Origin of the sequence: Pseudomonas sp. WS 5078 (genome assembly GCF_012985745.1) — a bacterium.
GTDB lineage: Bacteria > Pseudomonadota > Gammaproteobacteria > Pseudomonadales > Pseudomonadaceae > Aquipseudomonas > Aquipseudomonas lundensis_A.
On sequence record NZ_JAAQWX010000009.1, the window covers coordinates 158,055 to 174,401 of the forward strand.

Sequence of the window (16,347 nt, forward strand, 5' to 3'; positions counted from 1 at the left end):
GCCCTACTGTGTCCCATATACCAGCCCGCGTCACCTCAACCCAAGAGCACCTCTTATGTCCTTTACCCAAAAGCACCTCGACGCCGTTGAGTCGGCCATCGCACGTGGCGAGAAAACCGTGCGCTACGCCGACCGCACCGTGGAGTACCGCACGGTCGATGAGCTGCTCAAGGCGCGCGACCAAATCCGTAGTTCGCTGGTCGCCGCCACGGGGCCGCGCTCGCGGGTGATCCGGCTGTATCACGCAGGCAAGGGGCTTTAAATGGCGCGCCAGTATCCAACCCTGACCCGCAACGGGTTTCTGTTGCCCGAGCGGATCAAAGCCAGTTACGAAGGGGCCGGTGAAGGCAGGCGCTCGGCCAGTTGGGAGGCGCCGGACATCGGCATCAACAGCCTCAATACCCCGGCCTTGCGCAACCTGCGCGCCCGTTCGCGCTCGGCGGTGCGCAACGATCCGTATGCGTTCAACGTCATCGACAAACGCGTCAGCAACCTGATCGGTACCGGCATCACCCCTCGGCCTAAAACCGAAGACGACGCCCTGCGCAAACGTCAACAAGACCTGTGGGATGACTGGGTCGACGAGTCAGACGCCGATGGCCTGACCGACTTCTACGGCCAGCAGGCGTTAATCGCCCGCACCGTGGAAACGGCCGGTGAATGCTTTGTACGCCTGCGGCCTCGCGGTCTGGACGAGGATCTGGCCGTGCCATTGCAGCTCCAGGTGCTGGCCCCGGAGTTTGTGCCACACGATAAGTTCGAACCATGCAAAAACGGCAACAGCATCCGCGCCGGGATCGAGTTCAGCCCGGCCCACCAGCGTGTGGCCTATCACATGTACCGCGTCCACCCGCGTGACGCCTCGTCGCTCAACGCCGGTTACAACCAACTGGTGCGGGTTCCGGCGGAACAAGTGCTGCACATCTTTGAACCTGTAGAACCCGGACAGTTGCGCGGTGTGCCGCGTTTGGCCCCGGTGCTCAAACGCTTGCGTAGCCTCGACAACTACGACGACGCGGTGCTGTTTCGCCAAGAGGTGGCCAACCTGTTCGCTGGCTTCATCTCGCGGCCACCGCCCGAAGCCACGCAACAACCGCGCGACCCGGTCACCGGCTTGCCGCTGACCGAAGACCGCGACGGCTTCACCCCTATGGTCGCGCTGGAGCCCGGCACCATGCAGGAACTGGGGCCGGGCGAAGAGGTGGAGTTCTCCAAGCCACCGGACGCGGGCAACAACTACCCGGACTTTATGCGCCAACAACTGATGGCCGCAGCCGCCGGGACCGGCACGCCGTACGAAATCCTCAGCGGCGACATGCGCGAGGTCAACGACCGGGCGCTGCGGGTGGTGCTCAACGAGTTCCGCCGTCGCCTGGAGCAACTGCAATTCAGTGTGTACGTGCACCAACTCTGTCGTCCGGTGCGCGCGGCGTGGCTGGACATGGCCGTGCTCGCCGGTCGCCTGACACTGGTCGACTACGCGCAACGGCGCCGTGAATACCTGCGCACCCGTTGGGTGCCGCAAGGCTGGGCCTACATCCAGCCGGTGCAGGACATTCAGGCGCGAATGATGGAAGTCAACGCGGGCTTCAACTCCCGCAGCGAAATGGTCCTGCGTCAGGGCTACGACGCCGAAACCGTCGACGAAGAAAACGCCGCCGACCAAAAACGCGCCCGCGAGCTGGGCCTCAATTACAAAACGCTCGTCGAGCTGCCCACCGAGCCGGCCGACAAGGAGACGCCATGAACAGGCTACGCATTTTCAACAAGGCGGGTGACCCACCGCTGCCGCAGGACAAACACTGGTACAGCCTCAAGGCCAGCGGCGAGGCCGAAGCCCGCAGCATTGAGGTCTACGTCTATGGCGAGATCGGCACCTGGGGCATCACCGCGAACCAGTTTGTGCGCGATCTGGCAGCGATGGACGACGGCGTGTCGCCGATTGTGGTGGCGTTCAACAGCATCGGCGGCGACCTGTTCGACGGGCTGGCCATTCACAACGCATTGTCGCGGTTGGGCGAACGTTGCACCGGGCGTGTCGATGCCCTGGCAGCCAGCGCGGCCAGCGTCGCGGTGTGTGGCGCGCACAAGGTGGTGATCGCATCCAATGCCATGCTGATGATCCACAACCCGTGGACCTACGCGGCAGGCGATGCCGAGGATCTGCGCAAGGTCGCTACGGCGCTGGATCAGGCGCTGGAAGTGATCATCGCCGCCTACAAGGCCAAGTCGCCCAATATCGACGAAGTGGAGCTGCGGCGTTTGGTCAATGCCGAAACGTGGCTCACCGCAAGTGAAGCGGTGGCCTTGGGGCTGGCCGATGAAGTGGGCGAGGGCGTTAAGGTCAAAGCCTGTCTGGGGCAGGGCGGCGCGTTGCAGCGCTACCAGCATGCGCCAAAAGCATTACTGGCTCAGTTAGAAGAGCCGCCAGAACAGCCGCCAGAACCGGAGCCTAAACCAGAATCGGAAAAACCGCCCATCGTTGACTCGGCCGCATTGGCTTTGTTGATCACCCAGAGCTGCAACACCGCCGGGATCAGCAACCTGATCGAACCCATCATCAACACCACCAAGCTGGTCGACGAAGCCACGGTCAATGCCGCAATCAGCAACGCCAAGGCCGTGCGCGACCTGTGCGTGGCGGCGCGGCTGCCGGAGTTCACCCAGCAGTTCGTGGCGTCCGGGCTGACCGCCGAAGCAGTGCGCGGTCGCCTGTTCGACAAGCTGGTCAGCGGCGGCGGGTTTGAGATCGACAACAGCCTGCCGATCAACGACGACCCGGCACCGAAAACCCAGGCCAAACAACCTGACAGCAACGCGATCTACGCGGCCCGTCGCGCCGCCCAGACAGGGGTAAAAGCATGACCATCAAACATGAGCCGATGCACGCGGGCGAGTTCCTACTCTCCGAAGGCGCGGGCAACATCTCCCGCGAAGCCATCAACGTGGCCGCTGGCCCGGCCTTGAACCCCGGCCAGGTACTGGGGCTGGTGACCGCATCGGGTGAATTCGCGCCGTACGTGCCAACTGCCGAAGACGGCAGCCAGACCGCCGTTGCCATCCTGTACGGCCCGCTGGGCGAGTCCGACATCGTGCGCCGTGGCCGTGCGGTGGTGCGCCTCGCCGAAGTCAGCGAAGCGCACCTGACCGGCCTAGATCCCGAAGGCGAAAAGTCGCTGGCTGAACACTTTGTGATCGTGCGTTAAGCCGACCATCTCTTTACTGTACCCCGCCATCGAGCGGGGTTTTTACTTTCTGGAGAGTCCCCAATGGCCGACATCGCCATCTTTGAAGACGATGCGTTTTCTGTTTCGTCGCTGACCGCTGCCATCAACGAACAACCGTACCAGCCCGGCCGCCTGAGCAGCCTTGGCCTGTTTCAGGAAGAGGGCATCACCACCCTCACCGTACAGATCGAAAAGGACGGTGACACCCTGGCCCTGGTGCCCGCCGGTGAGCGCGGTACCTCGGGCCTGATCGTCGGTGCCAGCAAACGTACGTTGATCCCGTTCAACACCGTGCACCTGCCGGAACGCTTCACCATCAAGGCCGATGAGATTCAGGGCATCCGCGCCTTCGGTACCCGCAGCGAATTGCAGGCCGTACAGGACGTGGTCAATGCGCGACTCCTGAAAGCCCGTCGTCAATTGGACGTAACCCACGAATTCCAGCGTGCCGGTGCCTTGAATGGCCAGATCCTCGACGCGGATGGCAAGACGGTGTTGCTCGACCTGTACAAAAGCTTCGGCGTTGAACGGCAAAAAATGTCAATGGGACTGAACGTTGCCGACACTGACTTCCGCGTTAAATGCGGTGAAGCCCTGGACCTGCAAGAAGATGCGCTGGGCAGTGTCACCAGCACCGGTGCCCGCGCGTTCTGCGGCAAGCACTTCTGGAACAAAATGATGAGCCTCAAGGCAATCAAAGAGACCTACGTCAGCTCTGCACAGGCCGCAGCGTTGCGCGGTGATGCCCGTGAGAGCTTCGAGTTCGGCGGCATTGTCTGGGAGCGCTATCGCGGCAAGATCGCGAGCGTGGCGTTCGTCCACGACGACAAAGCCCTGCTGGTCCCCGAAGGCGTGCCTGACCTTTACATCTCTGCCTTCGCCCCGGCCGACTACATGGAAACGGTCAACACTCAGGGCATCCCGTACTACAGCAAGATCGAGCCGATGCCGTTCAACAAAGGCATGGCCGGTGAGGCGCAGTCCAACCCGCTGCACATCTGCACCCGGCCGCGCGCGCAGATCCTGCTGGAGTTGTAAGCGTGGGCATCCGCGAGTTAGTTGCCGACATCGACAGCGTGATCTTCGACGTGCTGGCCGACACCGGCCACATCGAAGGCCGCGCCGAGCCGGTGCTGGGCATGTTCTCGGCACCGTGGAAACAGCCGCAGATCGGGCGTCTGAACACGGCCATTCGTGAGCCGCACTTTGTGGTGCGGGTGGCGGACTCCGACGGGCTGAGCAAAGGGTTGAAAGTCACCATCGACCTGCCAGCGCTGGACGGTGGCGGCGACTACGATCTGTTGCAACTGGAGCCCAGCGGCGACGGGCTGGTGTCGCTGATCTTGAGGAAACGCCCATGAGCATCGGCAGTTTCAGTGAAGTCAAAAAAAACAGCGGCATGCTGCACATCCAGGCCTCGGCTGAGGATCTGAAAGCGTTTGCAGACTTGGCCATCCTGGTGCCCAAGGCTGCCGCCAAAGCTCAGCGACGGGCGATCAACAAAACGCTCGGTTGGTTGCGCGGAAAAATCGCCAGTAATGTAGGTAAGCAAGAAAAAATTGCAGTGAGAGCTGTGCGGCAGCGTTTGATCACTTACCCGGTGAAAGGCGGTGCAATGCGCGGCAAATTGTGGTTCGGCATTAACCCGCTGGAAGCCAGCCGGGCAGGGCGCGCCCGTCAGACCAAGGCGGGCGTGTCGGTGGCGGGGCGGCGTTATCAGGGGGCTTTCTATAAGAAGGTGTATGGCAATCAGGCTGACGTGTGGATTCGTACCGCGAGCAAGCACTTCAACCCGGCTGATTACCCTGATAGCGAGGTCTCATCCCGTACCGGGGGTAGCTCCGGTTTCGTCGGTGAAAACAGTGACCGCTTCCCGCTGGCCAAAGCCAAAATCTCACTGGACGCCGTGCGCCCTCACTTCGATGCCTGGAGCCGCAAGGCCGACGAACGCTTGATGCACGTCCTCAAACAAGAAATGAACTTCGAGCTGCAAAAATACTTGAAGGGGACACGCCGTGCCTGAACCACCGTTTAGCCTCGACCTGCTGTATCAGGCCATCGAGCAGCACCTCCAGCAGCACTTGCCGGGCGTGCAACTCGTTAGCTTCTGGCCGGACATCCAGCAACACATCCCGCTCCCGGCGGTGTTTCTCGACATCGCCGAGATCGAGCCGGGCACCGATATCGGCACCGGTGAAACCACCCTGACCATCACTTTTGAAGCGCGGGTGATTGTCGACGTGATCCGCGCCGATCATTACCCGCAAGCCGTGCACCTGGCCACCCAACTGGCGGTGCTGTTACGCGCCCAATCGTGGGGTTTGCCGGTTGAACCGGCCGAGTTTCAGCGGTCGAGTCAGGACTGGACCCGGCCGGAACTGGACGGTTACACCGTGTGGTTGGTCGAGTGGACCCAGACCGTTTACCTCGGTGAACAAGAATGGCCATGGCCTGATGAACCGCCGGGCACCTTGCTGATCAGCGTCAACGACGAAGACCACGTCGCCCCCGAGGATCTGCCATGAGCTACGCCAGTGCTGAACACGACCGCATGATCGCGGCCCTGTTGATTCCTTGCTACGTGGTCGCGGTGGATTTGGCCGCATCCCCTCCAGCCTGCCGAGTTTCCACCGGCGACTGGACCAGCGCCTGGGTGCGCTGGCACAGCGTGGCCGCGGGCAAGGCCCGGCACTGGCGCGCGCCGAGCATAGGTGAGCAGGGCGTGCTGTTTAACCCCAGCGGACAGGCAGGCATGGGCACCTTTGTGCCGGGCTTGTACGGCGATGCAGGCGCACCCCCTGACAACCGTGACCACGTCGAGGTGTGGCGGTTTGATGATGGCGGCTCGTTGGTTTACGACTGGCAGGCCAAGCGCTACACCATAACCTTGCCCAGCGGCACCGTGACCATTGTGGTCGGTAGCAGTTCGGCGGTGGTCACGGACAACGCCATTACTGGCAAGGCCGAAGCGATCAACCTGACCGGGAAAATCACCCTGAACGGCGACGTGGTGATCAACGGATCGATCTTGACCCACAACGGGCTGAATGTCGGATCGACGCACACCCATAAAGACGTAACACCCGGTGCGGGAATAACGGGCACACCGTCTTAACCAACCTCGCTACGGCGAGGTTTTTATTACCTGGAGAACCCCATGAGCAAAACACCTGACGACAAAGTCACTGATCCCGTGGCCCCTGTCCTTTCAAAAACCACCCCGGTCGCGGACCCGGTTCGTGCGTTCCGCGACAAGGTCTACACCTCCCGCACCCTGATCCTGCCAGGCGGCGCCACGCTCCCGGTCGCCAAAGGCCGTGCCACGGCACTCGACGATCAGCAGTTTCAGTACCTCAACAGCCACCCGGATTTTGAACGCCTGACGGAGTAACCCGCGATGATCGGAATGGATCGCCACACCGGCGCGGCCCTTTCCGGCGTCGAGCATTTGCGCCAATCCATTGCCGACATCCTCACCACCCCGGTGGGCAGTCGGCGCATGCGCCCAGCCTATGGCTGCCAGTTGCGCCGGTTCGTCGACATGCCGATCAACGCGGGCTGGAAAAGCGCGGTACAGGCCGAGGTCGCCCACGCGTTGAACCTGTGGGAGCCGCGTTTCAAGTTGCAGTCGGTGCGGGTGTCGGCGGTGCTCGATGGCGTGATCACTTTTGAACTCAAGGGCCTGTACCGGGGCGAGGGCGTAGCAATGGAGGTGAGCGCATGAGTACCGTGGACCTGTCGGCATTGCCGACCCCGGAGGTGCTGGAGTCGCTGGACTTTGAAGACGCCTATCAGGAAGAACTGGCGGTGTTTCGCAGCTATATGGGCGACAACTGGAACGCGGCGTTGGAGAGCGATCCGGTGGTCAAGCTGCTGGAGCTGGGCGCGTATCGGCGGCTTCAGATCCGGGCGCGGATCAACGATGCGTCCAAGTCGCTGCTGTTGGCCTACGCCCAGCGCACCGACCTCGATCACCTCGCCGCCAACGTGCGGCTTAAACGGTTGGTGATTCAGGAAGCCGATCTGCAAAGCGTGCCGCCGGTGCCGCAGGTGATGGAGCTGGACGACGCATTACGCGAGCGTATCCAACTGGTGTACGAGGGCCTGACCACGGCCGGGCCGCGCAACAGCTACATCCTGCACGCGCGCAACGCCTCGGCACTGGTGGCTGACGCGCAGGCCGAAAGCCCGAGCCCGGCCCACGTGGTGGTCACCGTGTTGCATCTGGAGGGCAACGGCGTGGCCGACCAGCCGCTGCTGGACAAGGTGCTGGCTCACCTCAGTGATGAAGACATACGTCCGGTCGGGGACCGGGTCACGGTGCAAAGCGCCGAGGTGCAGGAATACCGAATTGACGCGGTGTTGCACATGGCCGGGACCGGTTCGGAGAACGAAGCGATTCTGGCCGAAGCCACCCGGCGCCTTGCGGCCTGGATCAACCCGCGTCGGCGCCTTGGCGTGGAAATCGCCCGCTCGGCCATTGATGCGCAACTGCACATCACCGGCATCAGCCGTGTGGACTTGCCCGGCTGGGTCGACATCCCTCGGGCCAAGCATCAAGCCGCGTACTGCATCGGCTACAGCGTGACCCAAGGCGGTGCCGGATGAGCCTGCTTCCGCTCAACAGCACTCAGTTAGAGCGGGCCATCGAAGCGGCGATTGATCACAACCCGGCGATTCCGATTCGCACCTTGTACAACGCGAAAACCTGCCCGGCGCACTTGCTGCACCAGTTGGCGTGGGCATGGTCGGTGGACCGCTGGGACAACCGCTGGAGCGAGCAGGTCAAGCGCGCCGCCATTGAATCGGCGTTCTTCATCCATGCCCACAAGGGCACCATCGGTGCGCTGCGCCGGGTAGTGGAGCCGCTGGGTTATCTGCTGGAAGTGGTCGAGTGGTGGCAGGCCGTGCCGTTGGGCGTGCCGGGCACGTTCGGGCTCAAGGTCGGGGTGCTGGACACCGGCATCACCGAGGAAATGTACCGCGAGCTGACAGCTCTGATCGATGACGCCAAACCGCTCAGCCGCACGCTGACCGAACTGGTGATCAGCCTTGAAAGCACCGGCCAGCTCAACGTCTTTTCCTGCTTGTACGAGGGCGAGGTGATCGACGTGTACCCACCGGCGCCGCGCGACATCGAGGTCACGGGGCATTACGGCCCGGCTGGCCGCGAACATCAAACCGAATACCTGGACGTGTACTCATGATTGATCAAAGCAGCCAGTTTATGGCGATCCTCACGGCAGTTGGCGAGGCCAAGCAGGCCAACGCCGACGCGATGAACATCCCATGGACGTTCTCTCAAATGGGTGTGGGCGATGCCAACGGTGCCGACCCGCAGCCCAACCGGGCGCAAACTAAGCTGATCAACGAGCGCCGCCGCGCGCCGCTGAATCAGGTCAAGATCGACCCGAAAAACACCAACGTGATCATTGCCGAGCAGGTGATCCCGGAAAACGTCGGCGGCTGGTGGATTCGTGAAATCGGCCTGTACGACGCGGACGGCGATCTGGTGGCGGTGGCCAACTGTGCGCCCAGCTTTAAACCGGAGCTGGCCCAGGGCTCCGGCAAGACCCAAGTGGTGCGCATTAACTTCATCGTCAGCAGCGCCGCCAACGTCACGCTCAAAATCGACTCGAGCGTGGTACTGGCGACCCGGCAGTACGTGGACGACCGCATCATTGAAGTGTTGCCGCCGACGCGCAAGCCCGGCAGTTACACCAAGGTGCTGATCGACAAACGCGGCGTGGTGATCGAGGGCAGCAACCCCGAGACACTGGCCGATAACGGGATTAAGGACGCTTACACCAAAGAGCAGGTTGATGCCGGGTTGAAACTTAAGGCGCCTCTCAGCAGCCCGGCGCTTACTGGTTTGCCCACTGCGCCTACGGCTGCAGTGGGCAGCAATAACCAGCAACTGGCCACCACCGCGTTTGTGCAAGCCACCGTCTCGGCGGTTATCTCTGGCGCCCCCGGTGCGCTGGACACCCTTAAAGAGCTGGCTGATGCCTTGGGCGGCGACCCCAACTTTGCCAATACCATCATCAATGGCTTGGCGGAAAAGGCGAACAAAGGCACTACGCTGGAGGACTACAACATCACCAATGGGGTGCCGATCCGTAACCCCTTAGCGGCCGGTAGTCTGGACATTCATGGCGGTTCATTTGCATTTTTGTCGGCCAATCAAGAGGCGTCGGCCTGCCAGAACTGCTATTGGAATGGCACCAGTTGGCTGCGACATGATGTGTCGCGTCCGGCTGTGTGCCTTGCACTCGAGCGCGGCGCTGTGGTGGTGCGCAAGGCCGCTGCCGGGTCTAACCCAATTATCTGGGGCACCAGTGATGCGGTGATCGATGGCAGTAGCCTGACCTTTGCTGCGATACGCAACAAACCCACTACCTTGGCCGGATTCAACATCCTTGATGCCTACACCAAGGTGGAGGTAACGACCGCCATTCAAGCGGCTATAGCCGGTGTGATCGACGGGGCACCCGGTGCACTGGACACGATCCGTGAACTGGCAGCGGCATTGGGTGGCGACCCGAACTTTGCCAATACCATCATTAATGGACTGGCTGAAAAAGCCCCAAAAGCCACAACACTTGAGGGCTACAACATCACCAACGGCATGCCGATTCGCAACCCTTTGGGGGGCGGCAGCCTTGATCTGCACGGCGGACAGTTTGCATTCGTTACTTCGGTTTCCGAATCATCGGTTGGACAAAACTGCTATTGGAACGGTACTAGCTGGCTACGTCATGACCTGGCGGCTGCTGCTGTGTGTGTCACGGTAGCGGCGGGCCGTGTGGTAATCCGCAAAGCGCCTGCCGGGGCTAACCCGATTGTGTGGGTGTCGGCGCCTGAGCTAGTGGACACCTCAATGTTGGCTTCTGCCGAAGAAGCCGAAAGCGGCGCGAACATCGCACGCTGGATGAATCCCTATACGGTTGCTCGATACGTAGCCAAAAAGGTGATGCAAGCCACGGAATACGTTGCGGGTATCGCCGGAATCGCATCGATCAATCAGGTCAATGCGGGTGCGGATGATGCGACGATAGTCACCCCCAAGAAACTCAAATGGGGCTTTTCATTCAGTCCGACCCAAAACGGTTACTTCTGTTTTCCGAGCTGGCTGGGCGGCTTTTTGTTGCAGTGGGGCTTCGTCTACGAGTCTCAAGGAGCCACCGATTATCGCGGCTTTAATGTGCCGTTCCCCAATGCCTGCTTTGGAATGGTCATGAGCCTTGAAGCAAGTACACAAGGTGGGTTCGGTAGTGGCTATGGTTTTGTCACGCAGGTAGTTGACCGTACCAAGTTCCTCTGGTCGGTTGGAGGCAGCTTGTCGGGCGGCGGGTATGGTTATTACTGGGCATGGGGCAATTAATCATGACGGATCGTTACTATCTGGATCTGGCTGAAGACGGGCGCGTGATCATGCGTTATGACGCGGTGATCAACGGGGAGGATGTGCCTAAGGGCGCCACGCCGGTGACACGTCGAATCTTTTCGCAAACACTGAGCGGAGGGAAAGGCACGGCTTACCTGACTGAGGCAGGCAAGGTTGAATTTCGTGTCATTGACCTCCTGAGTCCTGAAGACCGCGCAGCCAGTGATGAACGGGCATGGCGTGACGCCGAGGTTGAGTCGGTCAAATGGTTGCGTGAACGGCACCGGGACGAAGTCGATCTGGGCTTGGACACCACGCTCACACTGGACCACTTCAAGGGGTTGCTGAGCTACCTTCAAGCCTTGCGCGACTGGCCACAGTCGCCGGACTTCCCGACTTTGAAATATCGCCCAGCCCGGCCCGACTGGATCGCTGAACAAACCTGATAACGCCCCGCACCCCGGGGCGTTTTTGTATCCACCGTTTGACCCACACAAGCCTCGCCCTGCGGGGCTTTGTTGTTTCTGGAGAGTACCTGTATGAGCACAGCCAGCCGTTTTCACGGCGTTACCGTAACGCTGGTCGACACCGGCGCGCGCACCATTGCGCTGCCGTCGACCTCGATCATCGGCCTTTGCGACACCTTCACCCCGGGTATCAAGGCGACGGCCAAACCCAATGACCTGGTACTGCTGACCAGCGAGCGCGAAGCCATCGCCGCGTTTGGTGAAGACTCGGCTATCACCCGTGCCGCCAAAGCGGTGTTCTTGAAAGCCAAGGCCGTGATCGTCGCGTGCGGCGTGGCCAAGCTGGAAGACGAAGCGCTGCAAACCTCGGCCATCATCGGCGGTGTTTTGGCCTCGGGTCAGCGTACCGGCCTGCAAGCCTTGCTTGACGGCAAAAGCCGCTTCAACGCCCAGCCGCGGCTGTTGATCGCGCCCAAGCATTCCGCCACGCAAGCGGTGGCCACGGCCATGGATGCACTGGCGGGCAAGTTGCGCGCCATCGCCATCGTCGACGGCCCCAACACCACCGACGAGGCGGTGCTGGCCTACGCGCAGGAGTTCGGCAGCAAGCGCATTTACATGGTCGACCCGGGCGTTCAGCAATGGGACACGGTCACCAGCAAAACCATCGACGCCCCGGCCTCGGCGTTTACCGCTGGCCTGTTCGCCTGGACTGACACCGAGTACGGCTTCTGGGCCTCGCCGTCGAACAAGGAATTTGTCGGCATCACTGGCACCACACGCCCGATTGAGTTTCTGGAAGGTGATGAAACCTGCCGCGCCAACCTGCTCAACAACGCCAATATTGCCACCATCATTCGCGACGGCGGCTACCGCTTGTGGGGCAACCGTACGCTGTCATCTGATTCGAAATGGTCGTTTGTGACACGGGTGCGCACCGTCGACATCGTGATGGACGCGATTCAGGCCGGACATAAATGGGCGGTCGATCTTCCGATCAACAAGACCTACGTAAAGAACGTTACAGATGGTCTGGATGCGTTCATGCGGGATCTGAAAAACCTCGGCGCGGTGCTGTACTTCGAGGTGTATGCGGACCCTGAGATGAACACGGCCAGCCAGCTGGAGCAGGGCAAAATTTACTGGAACATCCGCTTCACGGACGTCCCGCCTGCCGAGAACCCGAACTTCCTCGTTCAAGTGACCAATCAGGGTCTGACTGAAGTCGTGGACACCGCTGCCTAAGGAGGCCGCTCAATGATTCCTCAAGTGCTTTTTGATACCAACCTGTTTTTGGGCGGGATCAGTTTTTCCGGTGATGTGCCGTCCGTGACCCTGCCCAAGTTGACCGTTAAAACCGACTCGTTCCGGGGCGGCGGCATGGGTGGCGAGATTGAGATGGACATGGGGCTGGAGAAATTGGAGTCCAGTTTCGTCACGACCGGCGTCCGCCGCGAATCCATGAAGTACTTCGGTCTTGCTGATCAGACCAGCTGCAATGCCGTGTTTCGCGGAGCTTTTAAAGGTCTGGGTGGCAAGGTCACCCCCGTGATCGCGACGATGCGCGGCATGCTCAAAGAACTGGACATGGGCGACTGGAAACCCGGCGATAAGGCCGAGAACAAGTACGCGATGGCCCTCCAATATTACAAGTTGGAAGTGGACGGTCGTGTGATGTACGAAATCGACATGGTCAATTGCGTGCGCGTAATTGATGGCGTCGACCAAATGGCAGATGTACGCAGCGCCCTGGGCCTTTAAGGAATTCCCGCATGACTATCAATACTGAAAAGAAACTCCCGTCCTGGCTCACCCTGACTGACGAGGGCGTCACCATCACCCTGCGTTACCCGACTGAACTCAACCATGTCAAAACCGACAAGGTGGTCATGCGCGCGCCGACCGTTCGCGATGTGCGAGCAGCGGGCGCGGTCTCGGGCGGCGATGCTGAAAAGCGCGAATTGCAACTGTTCTCCAGCCTGACCGAAATCCCGCCCGGCGATCTGGAAGGGCTTAAGGTGGTGGACTACAGCCGCGTGCAGGAAGGCTATTTTCGTCTGGTCGACGAAGGCGAACTGTAACCCCGCAACCCTGAAACAACTGGCCAAGCGCTTGGCGGCAGAAACGAGTTTTTCTGCCGCCGAGATCATGGCCATGCCGTTTTCGGAAATGGTCTGGTGGCTCACGGATTGAGCCGCCTGACGCGCAACCACAGGGCAGGGCGAACAGATGGCAAACAAACTCGCGCTCGGGCTGGTGATCGGCGGGGCGGTCAGCTCCTCCGTGGGCTCAGCGTTCAAGGACGTTGAGGGCCGGATCAAGAAGCTGGAAGCGACCGGGGCCAAGGCCCGGGTCATGCAACGCCAGATCGGTGACACCATCCGCCTGCGCAACGAATGGAAAAAGGCCCACGACAGCGGTGCGGCGGGTGCGTCCACGCTGCTGACCAAACTCAACTCCAACCTAGACAGCCTGCGCAAGCAGGGGATCGAGGTCGGGCGACTCGACCGGGCCTATCAAATGCTCGGCCGTACGGCGCGGCAGGCGGATCTGAAAGCCCAGGGCCATGCACAAATCAACGAAGGCCGGGCCAGTGTCAAAAGCACGGTTGGCCGGGCAGCGGTGGGGGCGGCAGCACTGGCGGTGCCGACCAAAGTCAGCGCCGATTACAACGCCATCATCCGCGACATCGCGATCAAGGCAGGCATCGCCAATGCCCCCGAAGAAAAGCAGATGTCGCGCACCATCATCGACACCTCGCGTGACACCGGCATGGCCCGTAACGAGGTGGCCACCGTAGTCAACGAGCTGGTGGGTGCCGGTATGGACCTGGCCAAGGCCATGGAATACGCGCCGGTGGCGGCCAAGTTCGTGATCGGGCAGGGCTCGGACGGCGGCGAAACCGCCAAGATGATCAACGCCCTCGGCCAGAACGCCAAGATCACCAGCGCCAAGGAAATGCAGCAGGCGCTGGAAGCCATTGCGTTTCAAGGGCAGGCTGGCAGCTTTGAGGCCAGTGACATGGCCAAGTGGTTTCCCGAACTGCTGGCCAACATGGGCAAGCTGGGCATCACCGGCATGGACGCCGTGACCCAGCTGGGGGCCATGCTGCAAGTACAGATGAAAACGGCGGGCAGCTCCGACGAGGCGGCCAACAACCTCAAAAACTGGATGGACAAGATCAGTTCATCGCAGACCGTGGATGCCTACGGCAAGGCCGGGATCGATTACGAAGCCTCCATGCAAACCGGCATTCAACAGGGCATGTCGACGCTTGAGTCGAGCATGGCACTGGCCAAGAAATACATCGAGCAAACCGACCCCAAACGCGCCGCCAAGATGGCCGAAGCCACGGCGCAGATCAGCAAGGAATCGAATCCGGAAAAAGCCAAGGCCATGCTCGCGTCACTGGAGCAGGCCCTGCGCACTGGCGACATCTTTTCCGACATGCAGGTCAAGGCCGCGCTCACGGCCTACATGCAAAACAAGGAACTGTACGGCCAGCTCAAGCGCGAATCACGCGAAGCCAGCGGCATCCTCGACAAGAACCTGGCTGAGCGCCGCGAAACCTCGTCGCAGAAATGGAAGGAAATGGCCCAGTCGATGGACGACGCCATGCGCTCGGTGGGCGATGCGATCCGGCCGATCACCGACGGCGTGGCCGAAGGGCTGACCAGTGTGGCCAAGGGCATTACCTCGCTCAGCGACCGCACGCCCGGGTTGGCCATGGGCCTTACGGTGTTGGCCGGTGGAGCGCTGACCCTGCAAGGGCTGCTGGGCTCGTTCAAGATCGGCAAGGGCCTGTTCAACCTCGCACGCGGTGCGATGGGCGGACGGGATGCCAAGGGCGTGCAAAAGGTCTTTGTCACCAACGCCGGTGATGACGACAAGGAAGACGGCAAGGGCTCCAAGGTGTTGGCCCTCGCGGAAATCGGCCTGAAAGCCTTTGGCGGCAAAAAGGACGATGACGGCGACAGCGAGGAAGGCGGCGAAAGCAAAGGCTTTGACCCGATTGATACGGGGCTCAAGCTGCTGGACGTGTTCCGCGAAGCGAAAAACGACGAAGATGGCGGCGAAGACTCGGGGCCGCAAAAGGTGTTTGTGGTCAACGCCGCCGCCATGGGTGGCGGTGGAGGCGGTGGAGGCGGCGCCGGTGGTCGTGGCGGGCGACGTCGCGCGGGCAATCGCAACGGCCGCCGCCGTGCGGGTGGTGGTGGTGGTGGTGGTGGTGGGCCTCGGCCGCCGCGTCCGCCAGTGCCGCCCGTTCCACCTGTACCGCCGGAGCGGGCGGCGCGCGCCATGGGGTTGATTGGCAAAGCAGGTAAAGCGGTTCCTGGTGCTGCGCTGTTTGAAGGCGTCCTGCGCGCGGCCGACACCTACCAGAACGCCGAAACCAAGGACGAAAAGGCCGAAGGCTACGGCGCCGCTGCGGGCAACATGGCCGGTGCGCTGGCAGGGGCTGCGGCCGGTGCGGCCATCGGTTCTGTGGTGCCGATTTTGGGCACGGCGGTCGGTGGCTTGATCGGCGGCATCCTCGGCAGCATGGGCGGCGAATCAATCGGGGGCAGCCTCGGTAAATCGTGGTTCGGGTCGGACGATGAAAAACCCGCTGAACCGCCGAAGCCCGAAGCCAAAGCAGCAGGCGAGCCACTGGCTCCAGTGGTCAAACCGGTGTCATACGACCCGGCTGATCCGGACTCGAAAGACCCGTTCCTCTTGCCGCACTTTGCCAACAAGCCGCGCTTTCCCGGTGCGGACCTGGTGCGCCCGGATTCGTTGCCGCCGCCGACAGCATCACCGGCGCCGGTGGTCAAACCGGTGTCGTATGACCCGGACGATCCGGACTCGAAAAACCCGTTCCTGTTACCGCACTTTGCTAACAAACCGCGCTTCCCGGGGGCGGACCTGGTGCGGCCCAAGTCGTTACCGCCTGAAGGCTCACTCGGTGCCAGCGCATCACGCGAGCTGCCCGGGGCGATGAACATGGGGGACGTGGTGCGCTCGTTCGCCGCCACGGCACCTGCCGGGCCGCTGGCCATGCCGCCCAAAGCAGAGCCGGTACTCAAGGTCGAACCGCCGAAGATCGATCAGAAGATTGATGTTAAGGCTGACCTGGTCATCAACGTGCAAGGCGACGTAAAAGACCCGGCCGCACTGGCCCGGGAACTACAGCCACACCTGCAACGGCAGATCGAGCAAATCAACCAGCAGATGTCGAGCCGGAATCTGTACGACCAACCGCATCTTTAAACAGAAGGGGCAAGCC

Annotated in this window: 19 protein-coding genes; all 19 read left to right on the forward strand. The window is 61.6% G+C overall.

Annotated elements, in window-relative coordinates; translation table 11 throughout:
* The first annotated feature begins 55 nt into the window (after window positions 1–55).
* The 19 genes from HBN68_RS14150 (at window position 56) to HBN68_RS14240 (ending at window position 16,331) form a co-directional block, all read left to right on the forward strand.
* Window positions 56–262: a hypothetical protein gene (locus HBN68_RS14150; protein ID WP_047275423.1), complete on the forward strand. Its 207-nt coding sequence runs from the start codon at window positions 56–58 to the stop codon at window positions 260–262.
* Window positions 263–1,747: a phage portal protein gene (locus HBN68_RS14155; RefSeq protein WP_169964893.1), complete on the forward strand. Its 1,485-nt coding sequence runs from the start codon at window positions 263–265 to the stop codon at window positions 1,745–1,747.
* On the forward strand, window positions 1,744–2,865 hold the full coding sequence (locus HBN68_RS14160) for a head maturation protease, ClpP-related (RefSeq protein WP_169964895.1): 1,122 nt from the start codon (window positions 1,744–1,746) through the stop codon (window positions 2,863–2,865). The genes HBN68_RS14155 and HBN68_RS14160 overlap by 4 nt, the downstream gene beginning before the upstream one ends.
* Complete coding sequence (locus HBN68_RS14165) at window positions 2,862–3,206, forward strand: head decoration protein (protein WP_047275417.1); 345 nt, start codon at window positions 2,862–2,864, stop codon at window positions 3,204–3,206. The genes HBN68_RS14160 and HBN68_RS14165 overlap by 4 nt, the downstream gene beginning before the upstream one ends.
* Window positions 3,207–3,269: 63 nt before the next feature.
* Window positions 3,270–4,265, forward strand: coding sequence for a major capsid protein (locus tag HBN68_RS14170; protein WP_169964897.1), 996 nt, complete (start codon window positions 3,270–3,272; stop codon window positions 4,263–4,265).
* A 2-nt stretch (window positions 4,266–4,267) separates the two neighbouring features.
* Complete coding sequence (locus tag HBN68_RS14175) at window positions 4,268–4,588, forward strand: hypothetical protein (protein WP_169840309.1); 321 nt, start codon at window positions 4,268–4,270, stop codon at window positions 4,586–4,588.
* Complete coding sequence (locus HBN68_RS14180; RefSeq protein ID WP_169964898.1) at window positions 4,585–5,250, forward strand: hypothetical protein; 666 nt, start codon at window positions 4,585–4,587, stop codon at window positions 5,248–5,250. The genes HBN68_RS14175 and HBN68_RS14180 overlap by 4 nt, the downstream gene beginning before the upstream one ends.
* On the forward strand, window positions 5,243–5,752 hold the full coding sequence (locus HBN68_RS14185; protein ID WP_169836249.1) for a hypothetical protein: 510 nt from the start codon (window positions 5,243–5,245) through the stop codon (window positions 5,750–5,752). The genes HBN68_RS14180 and HBN68_RS14185 overlap by 8 nt, the downstream gene beginning before the upstream one ends.
* Window positions 5,749–6,342 carry a phage baseplate assembly protein V gene (locus HBN68_RS14190; protein ID WP_169964900.1) on the forward strand — a complete coding sequence of 198 codons (594 nt, stop codon included), beginning with the start codon at window positions 5,749–5,751 and terminating at the stop codon, window positions 6,340–6,342. Before HBN68_RS14185 ends, HBN68_RS14190 begins: the two co-directional genes overlap by 4 nt.
* Before the next feature lie 42 nt (window positions 6,343–6,384).
* Complete coding sequence (locus tag HBN68_RS14195; RefSeq protein WP_178088553.1) at window positions 6,385–6,618, forward strand: hypothetical protein; 234 nt, start codon at window positions 6,385–6,387, stop codon at window positions 6,616–6,618.
* Window positions 6,619–6,624: 6 nt separating this feature from the next.
* The gene (locus tag HBN68_RS14200; protein WP_047275405.1) at window positions 6,625–6,951 is read left to right on the forward strand and encodes a GPW/gp25 family protein; all 327 of its coding nucleotides are present in this window, start codon (window positions 6,625–6,627) and stop codon (window positions 6,949–6,951) included.
* Window positions 6,948–7,835 carry a baseplate J/gp47 family protein gene (locus HBN68_RS14205; protein WP_169964902.1) on the forward strand — a complete coding sequence of 296 codons (888 nt, stop codon included), beginning with the start codon at window positions 6,948–6,950 and terminating at the stop codon, window positions 7,833–7,835. Before HBN68_RS14200 ends, HBN68_RS14205 begins: the two co-directional genes overlap by 4 nt.
* Window positions 7,832–8,434: a phage tail protein I gene (locus tag HBN68_RS14210; protein ID WP_169964905.1), complete on the forward strand. Its 603-nt coding sequence runs from the start codon at window positions 7,832–7,834 to the stop codon at window positions 8,432–8,434. The genes HBN68_RS14205 and HBN68_RS14210 overlap by 4 nt, the downstream gene beginning before the upstream one ends.
* Entirely contained in the window at window positions 8,431–10,611 is a 2,181-nt protein-coding gene (locus tag HBN68_RS22240; RefSeq protein ID WP_262373544.1) for a phage tail protein, read from the forward strand. The genes HBN68_RS14210 and HBN68_RS22240 overlap by 4 nt, the downstream gene beginning before the upstream one ends.
* 2 nt (window positions 10,612–10,613) lie before the next feature.
* A complete protein-coding gene (locus tag HBN68_RS22050) occupies window positions 10,614–11,060 on the forward strand; it encodes a phage tail assembly chaperone (protein ID WP_262373545.1) in 447 nt (148 codons plus the stop codon).
* 93 nt (window positions 11,061–11,153) lie between these two features.
* Window positions 11,154–12,326: a phage tail sheath family protein gene (locus HBN68_RS14225; RefSeq protein ID WP_169964907.1), complete on the forward strand. Its 1,173-nt coding sequence runs from the start codon at window positions 11,154–11,156 to the stop codon at window positions 12,324–12,326.
* A 12-nt stretch (window positions 12,327–12,338) separates the two neighbouring features.
* Window positions 12,339–12,842, forward strand: coding sequence for a phage major tail tube protein (locus HBN68_RS14230; protein ID WP_047280276.1), 504 nt, complete (start codon window positions 12,339–12,341; stop codon window positions 12,840–12,842).
* 11 nt (window positions 12,843–12,853) lie between these two features.
* Window positions 12,854–13,162 (forward strand): phage tail assembly protein, encoded by a 309-nt coding sequence (locus HBN68_RS14235; protein ID WP_094988823.1) that lies wholly within the window; start codon window positions 12,854–12,856, stop codon window positions 13,160–13,162.
* Between the two features lie 148 nt (window positions 13,163–13,310).
* Window positions 13,311–16,331, forward strand: a complete 3,021-nt coding sequence (locus HBN68_RS14240; RefSeq protein ID WP_169964909.1) for a phage tail tape measure protein — start codon at window positions 13,311–13,313, stop codon at window positions 16,329–16,331.
* Window positions 16,332–16,347: the final 16 nt, after the last annotated feature.

Coding starts and splice junctions, on each gene's coding strand:
- HBN68_RS14160 (WP_169964895.1), top strand. CDS start 1,744: ATGAACAGGCTACGCATTTTCAACAAGGCGGGTGACCCACCGCTGCCG.
- HBN68_RS22240 (WP_262373544.1), top strand. CDS start 8,431: ATGATTGATCAAAGCAGCCAGTTTATGGCGATCCTCACGGCAGTTGGC.
- HBN68_RS14170 (WP_169964897.1), top strand. CDS start 3,270: ATGGCCGACATCGCCATCTTTGAAGACGATGCGTTTTCTGTTTCGTCG.
- HBN68_RS14165 (WP_047275417.1), top strand. CDS start 2,862: ATGACCATCAAACATGAGCCGATGCACGCGGGCGAGTTCCTACTCTCC.
- HBN68_RS14235 (WP_094988823.1), top strand. CDS start 12,854: ATGACTATCAATACTGAAAAGAAACTCCCGTCCTGGCTCACCCTGACT.
- HBN68_RS14210 (WP_169964905.1), top strand. CDS start 7,832: ATGAGCCTGCTTCCGCTCAACAGCACTCAGTTAGAGCGGGCCATCGAA.
- HBN68_RS14195 (WP_178088553.1), top strand. CDS start 6,385: ATGAGCAAAACACCTGACGACAAAGTCACTGATCCCGTGGCCCCTGTC.
- HBN68_RS14240 (WP_169964909.1), top strand. CDS start 13,311: ATGGCAAACAAACTCGCGCTCGGGCTGGTGATCGGCGGGGCGGTCAGC.
- HBN68_RS14225 (WP_169964907.1), top strand. CDS start 11,154: ATGAGCACAGCCAGCCGTTTTCACGGCGTTACCGTAACGCTGGTCGAC.
- HBN68_RS14230 (WP_047280276.1), top strand. CDS start 12,339: ATGATTCCTCAAGTGCTTTTTGATACCAACCTGTTTTTGGGCGGGATC.
- HBN68_RS22050 (WP_262373545.1), top strand. CDS start 10,614: ATGACGGATCGTTACTATCTGGATCTGGCTGAAGACGGGCGCGTGATC.
- HBN68_RS14200 (WP_047275405.1), top strand. CDS start 6,625: ATGATCGGAATGGATCGCCACACCGGCGCGGCCCTTTCCGGCGTCGAG.
- HBN68_RS14180 (WP_169964898.1), top strand. CDS start 4,585: ATGAGCATCGGCAGTTTCAGTGAAGTCAAAAAAAACAGCGGCATGCTG.
- HBN68_RS14155 (WP_169964893.1), top strand. CDS start 263: ATGGCGCGCCAGTATCCAACCCTGACCCGCAACGGGTTTCTGTTGCCC.
- HBN68_RS14190 (WP_169964900.1), top strand. CDS start 5,749: ATGAGCTACGCCAGTGCTGAACACGACCGCATGATCGCGGCCCTGTTG.
- HBN68_RS14150 (WP_047275423.1), top strand. CDS start 56: ATGTCCTTTACCCAAAAGCACCTCGACGCCGTTGAGTCGGCCATCGCA.
- HBN68_RS14205 (WP_169964902.1), top strand. CDS start 6,948: ATGAGTACCGTGGACCTGTCGGCATTGCCGACCCCGGAGGTGCTGGAG.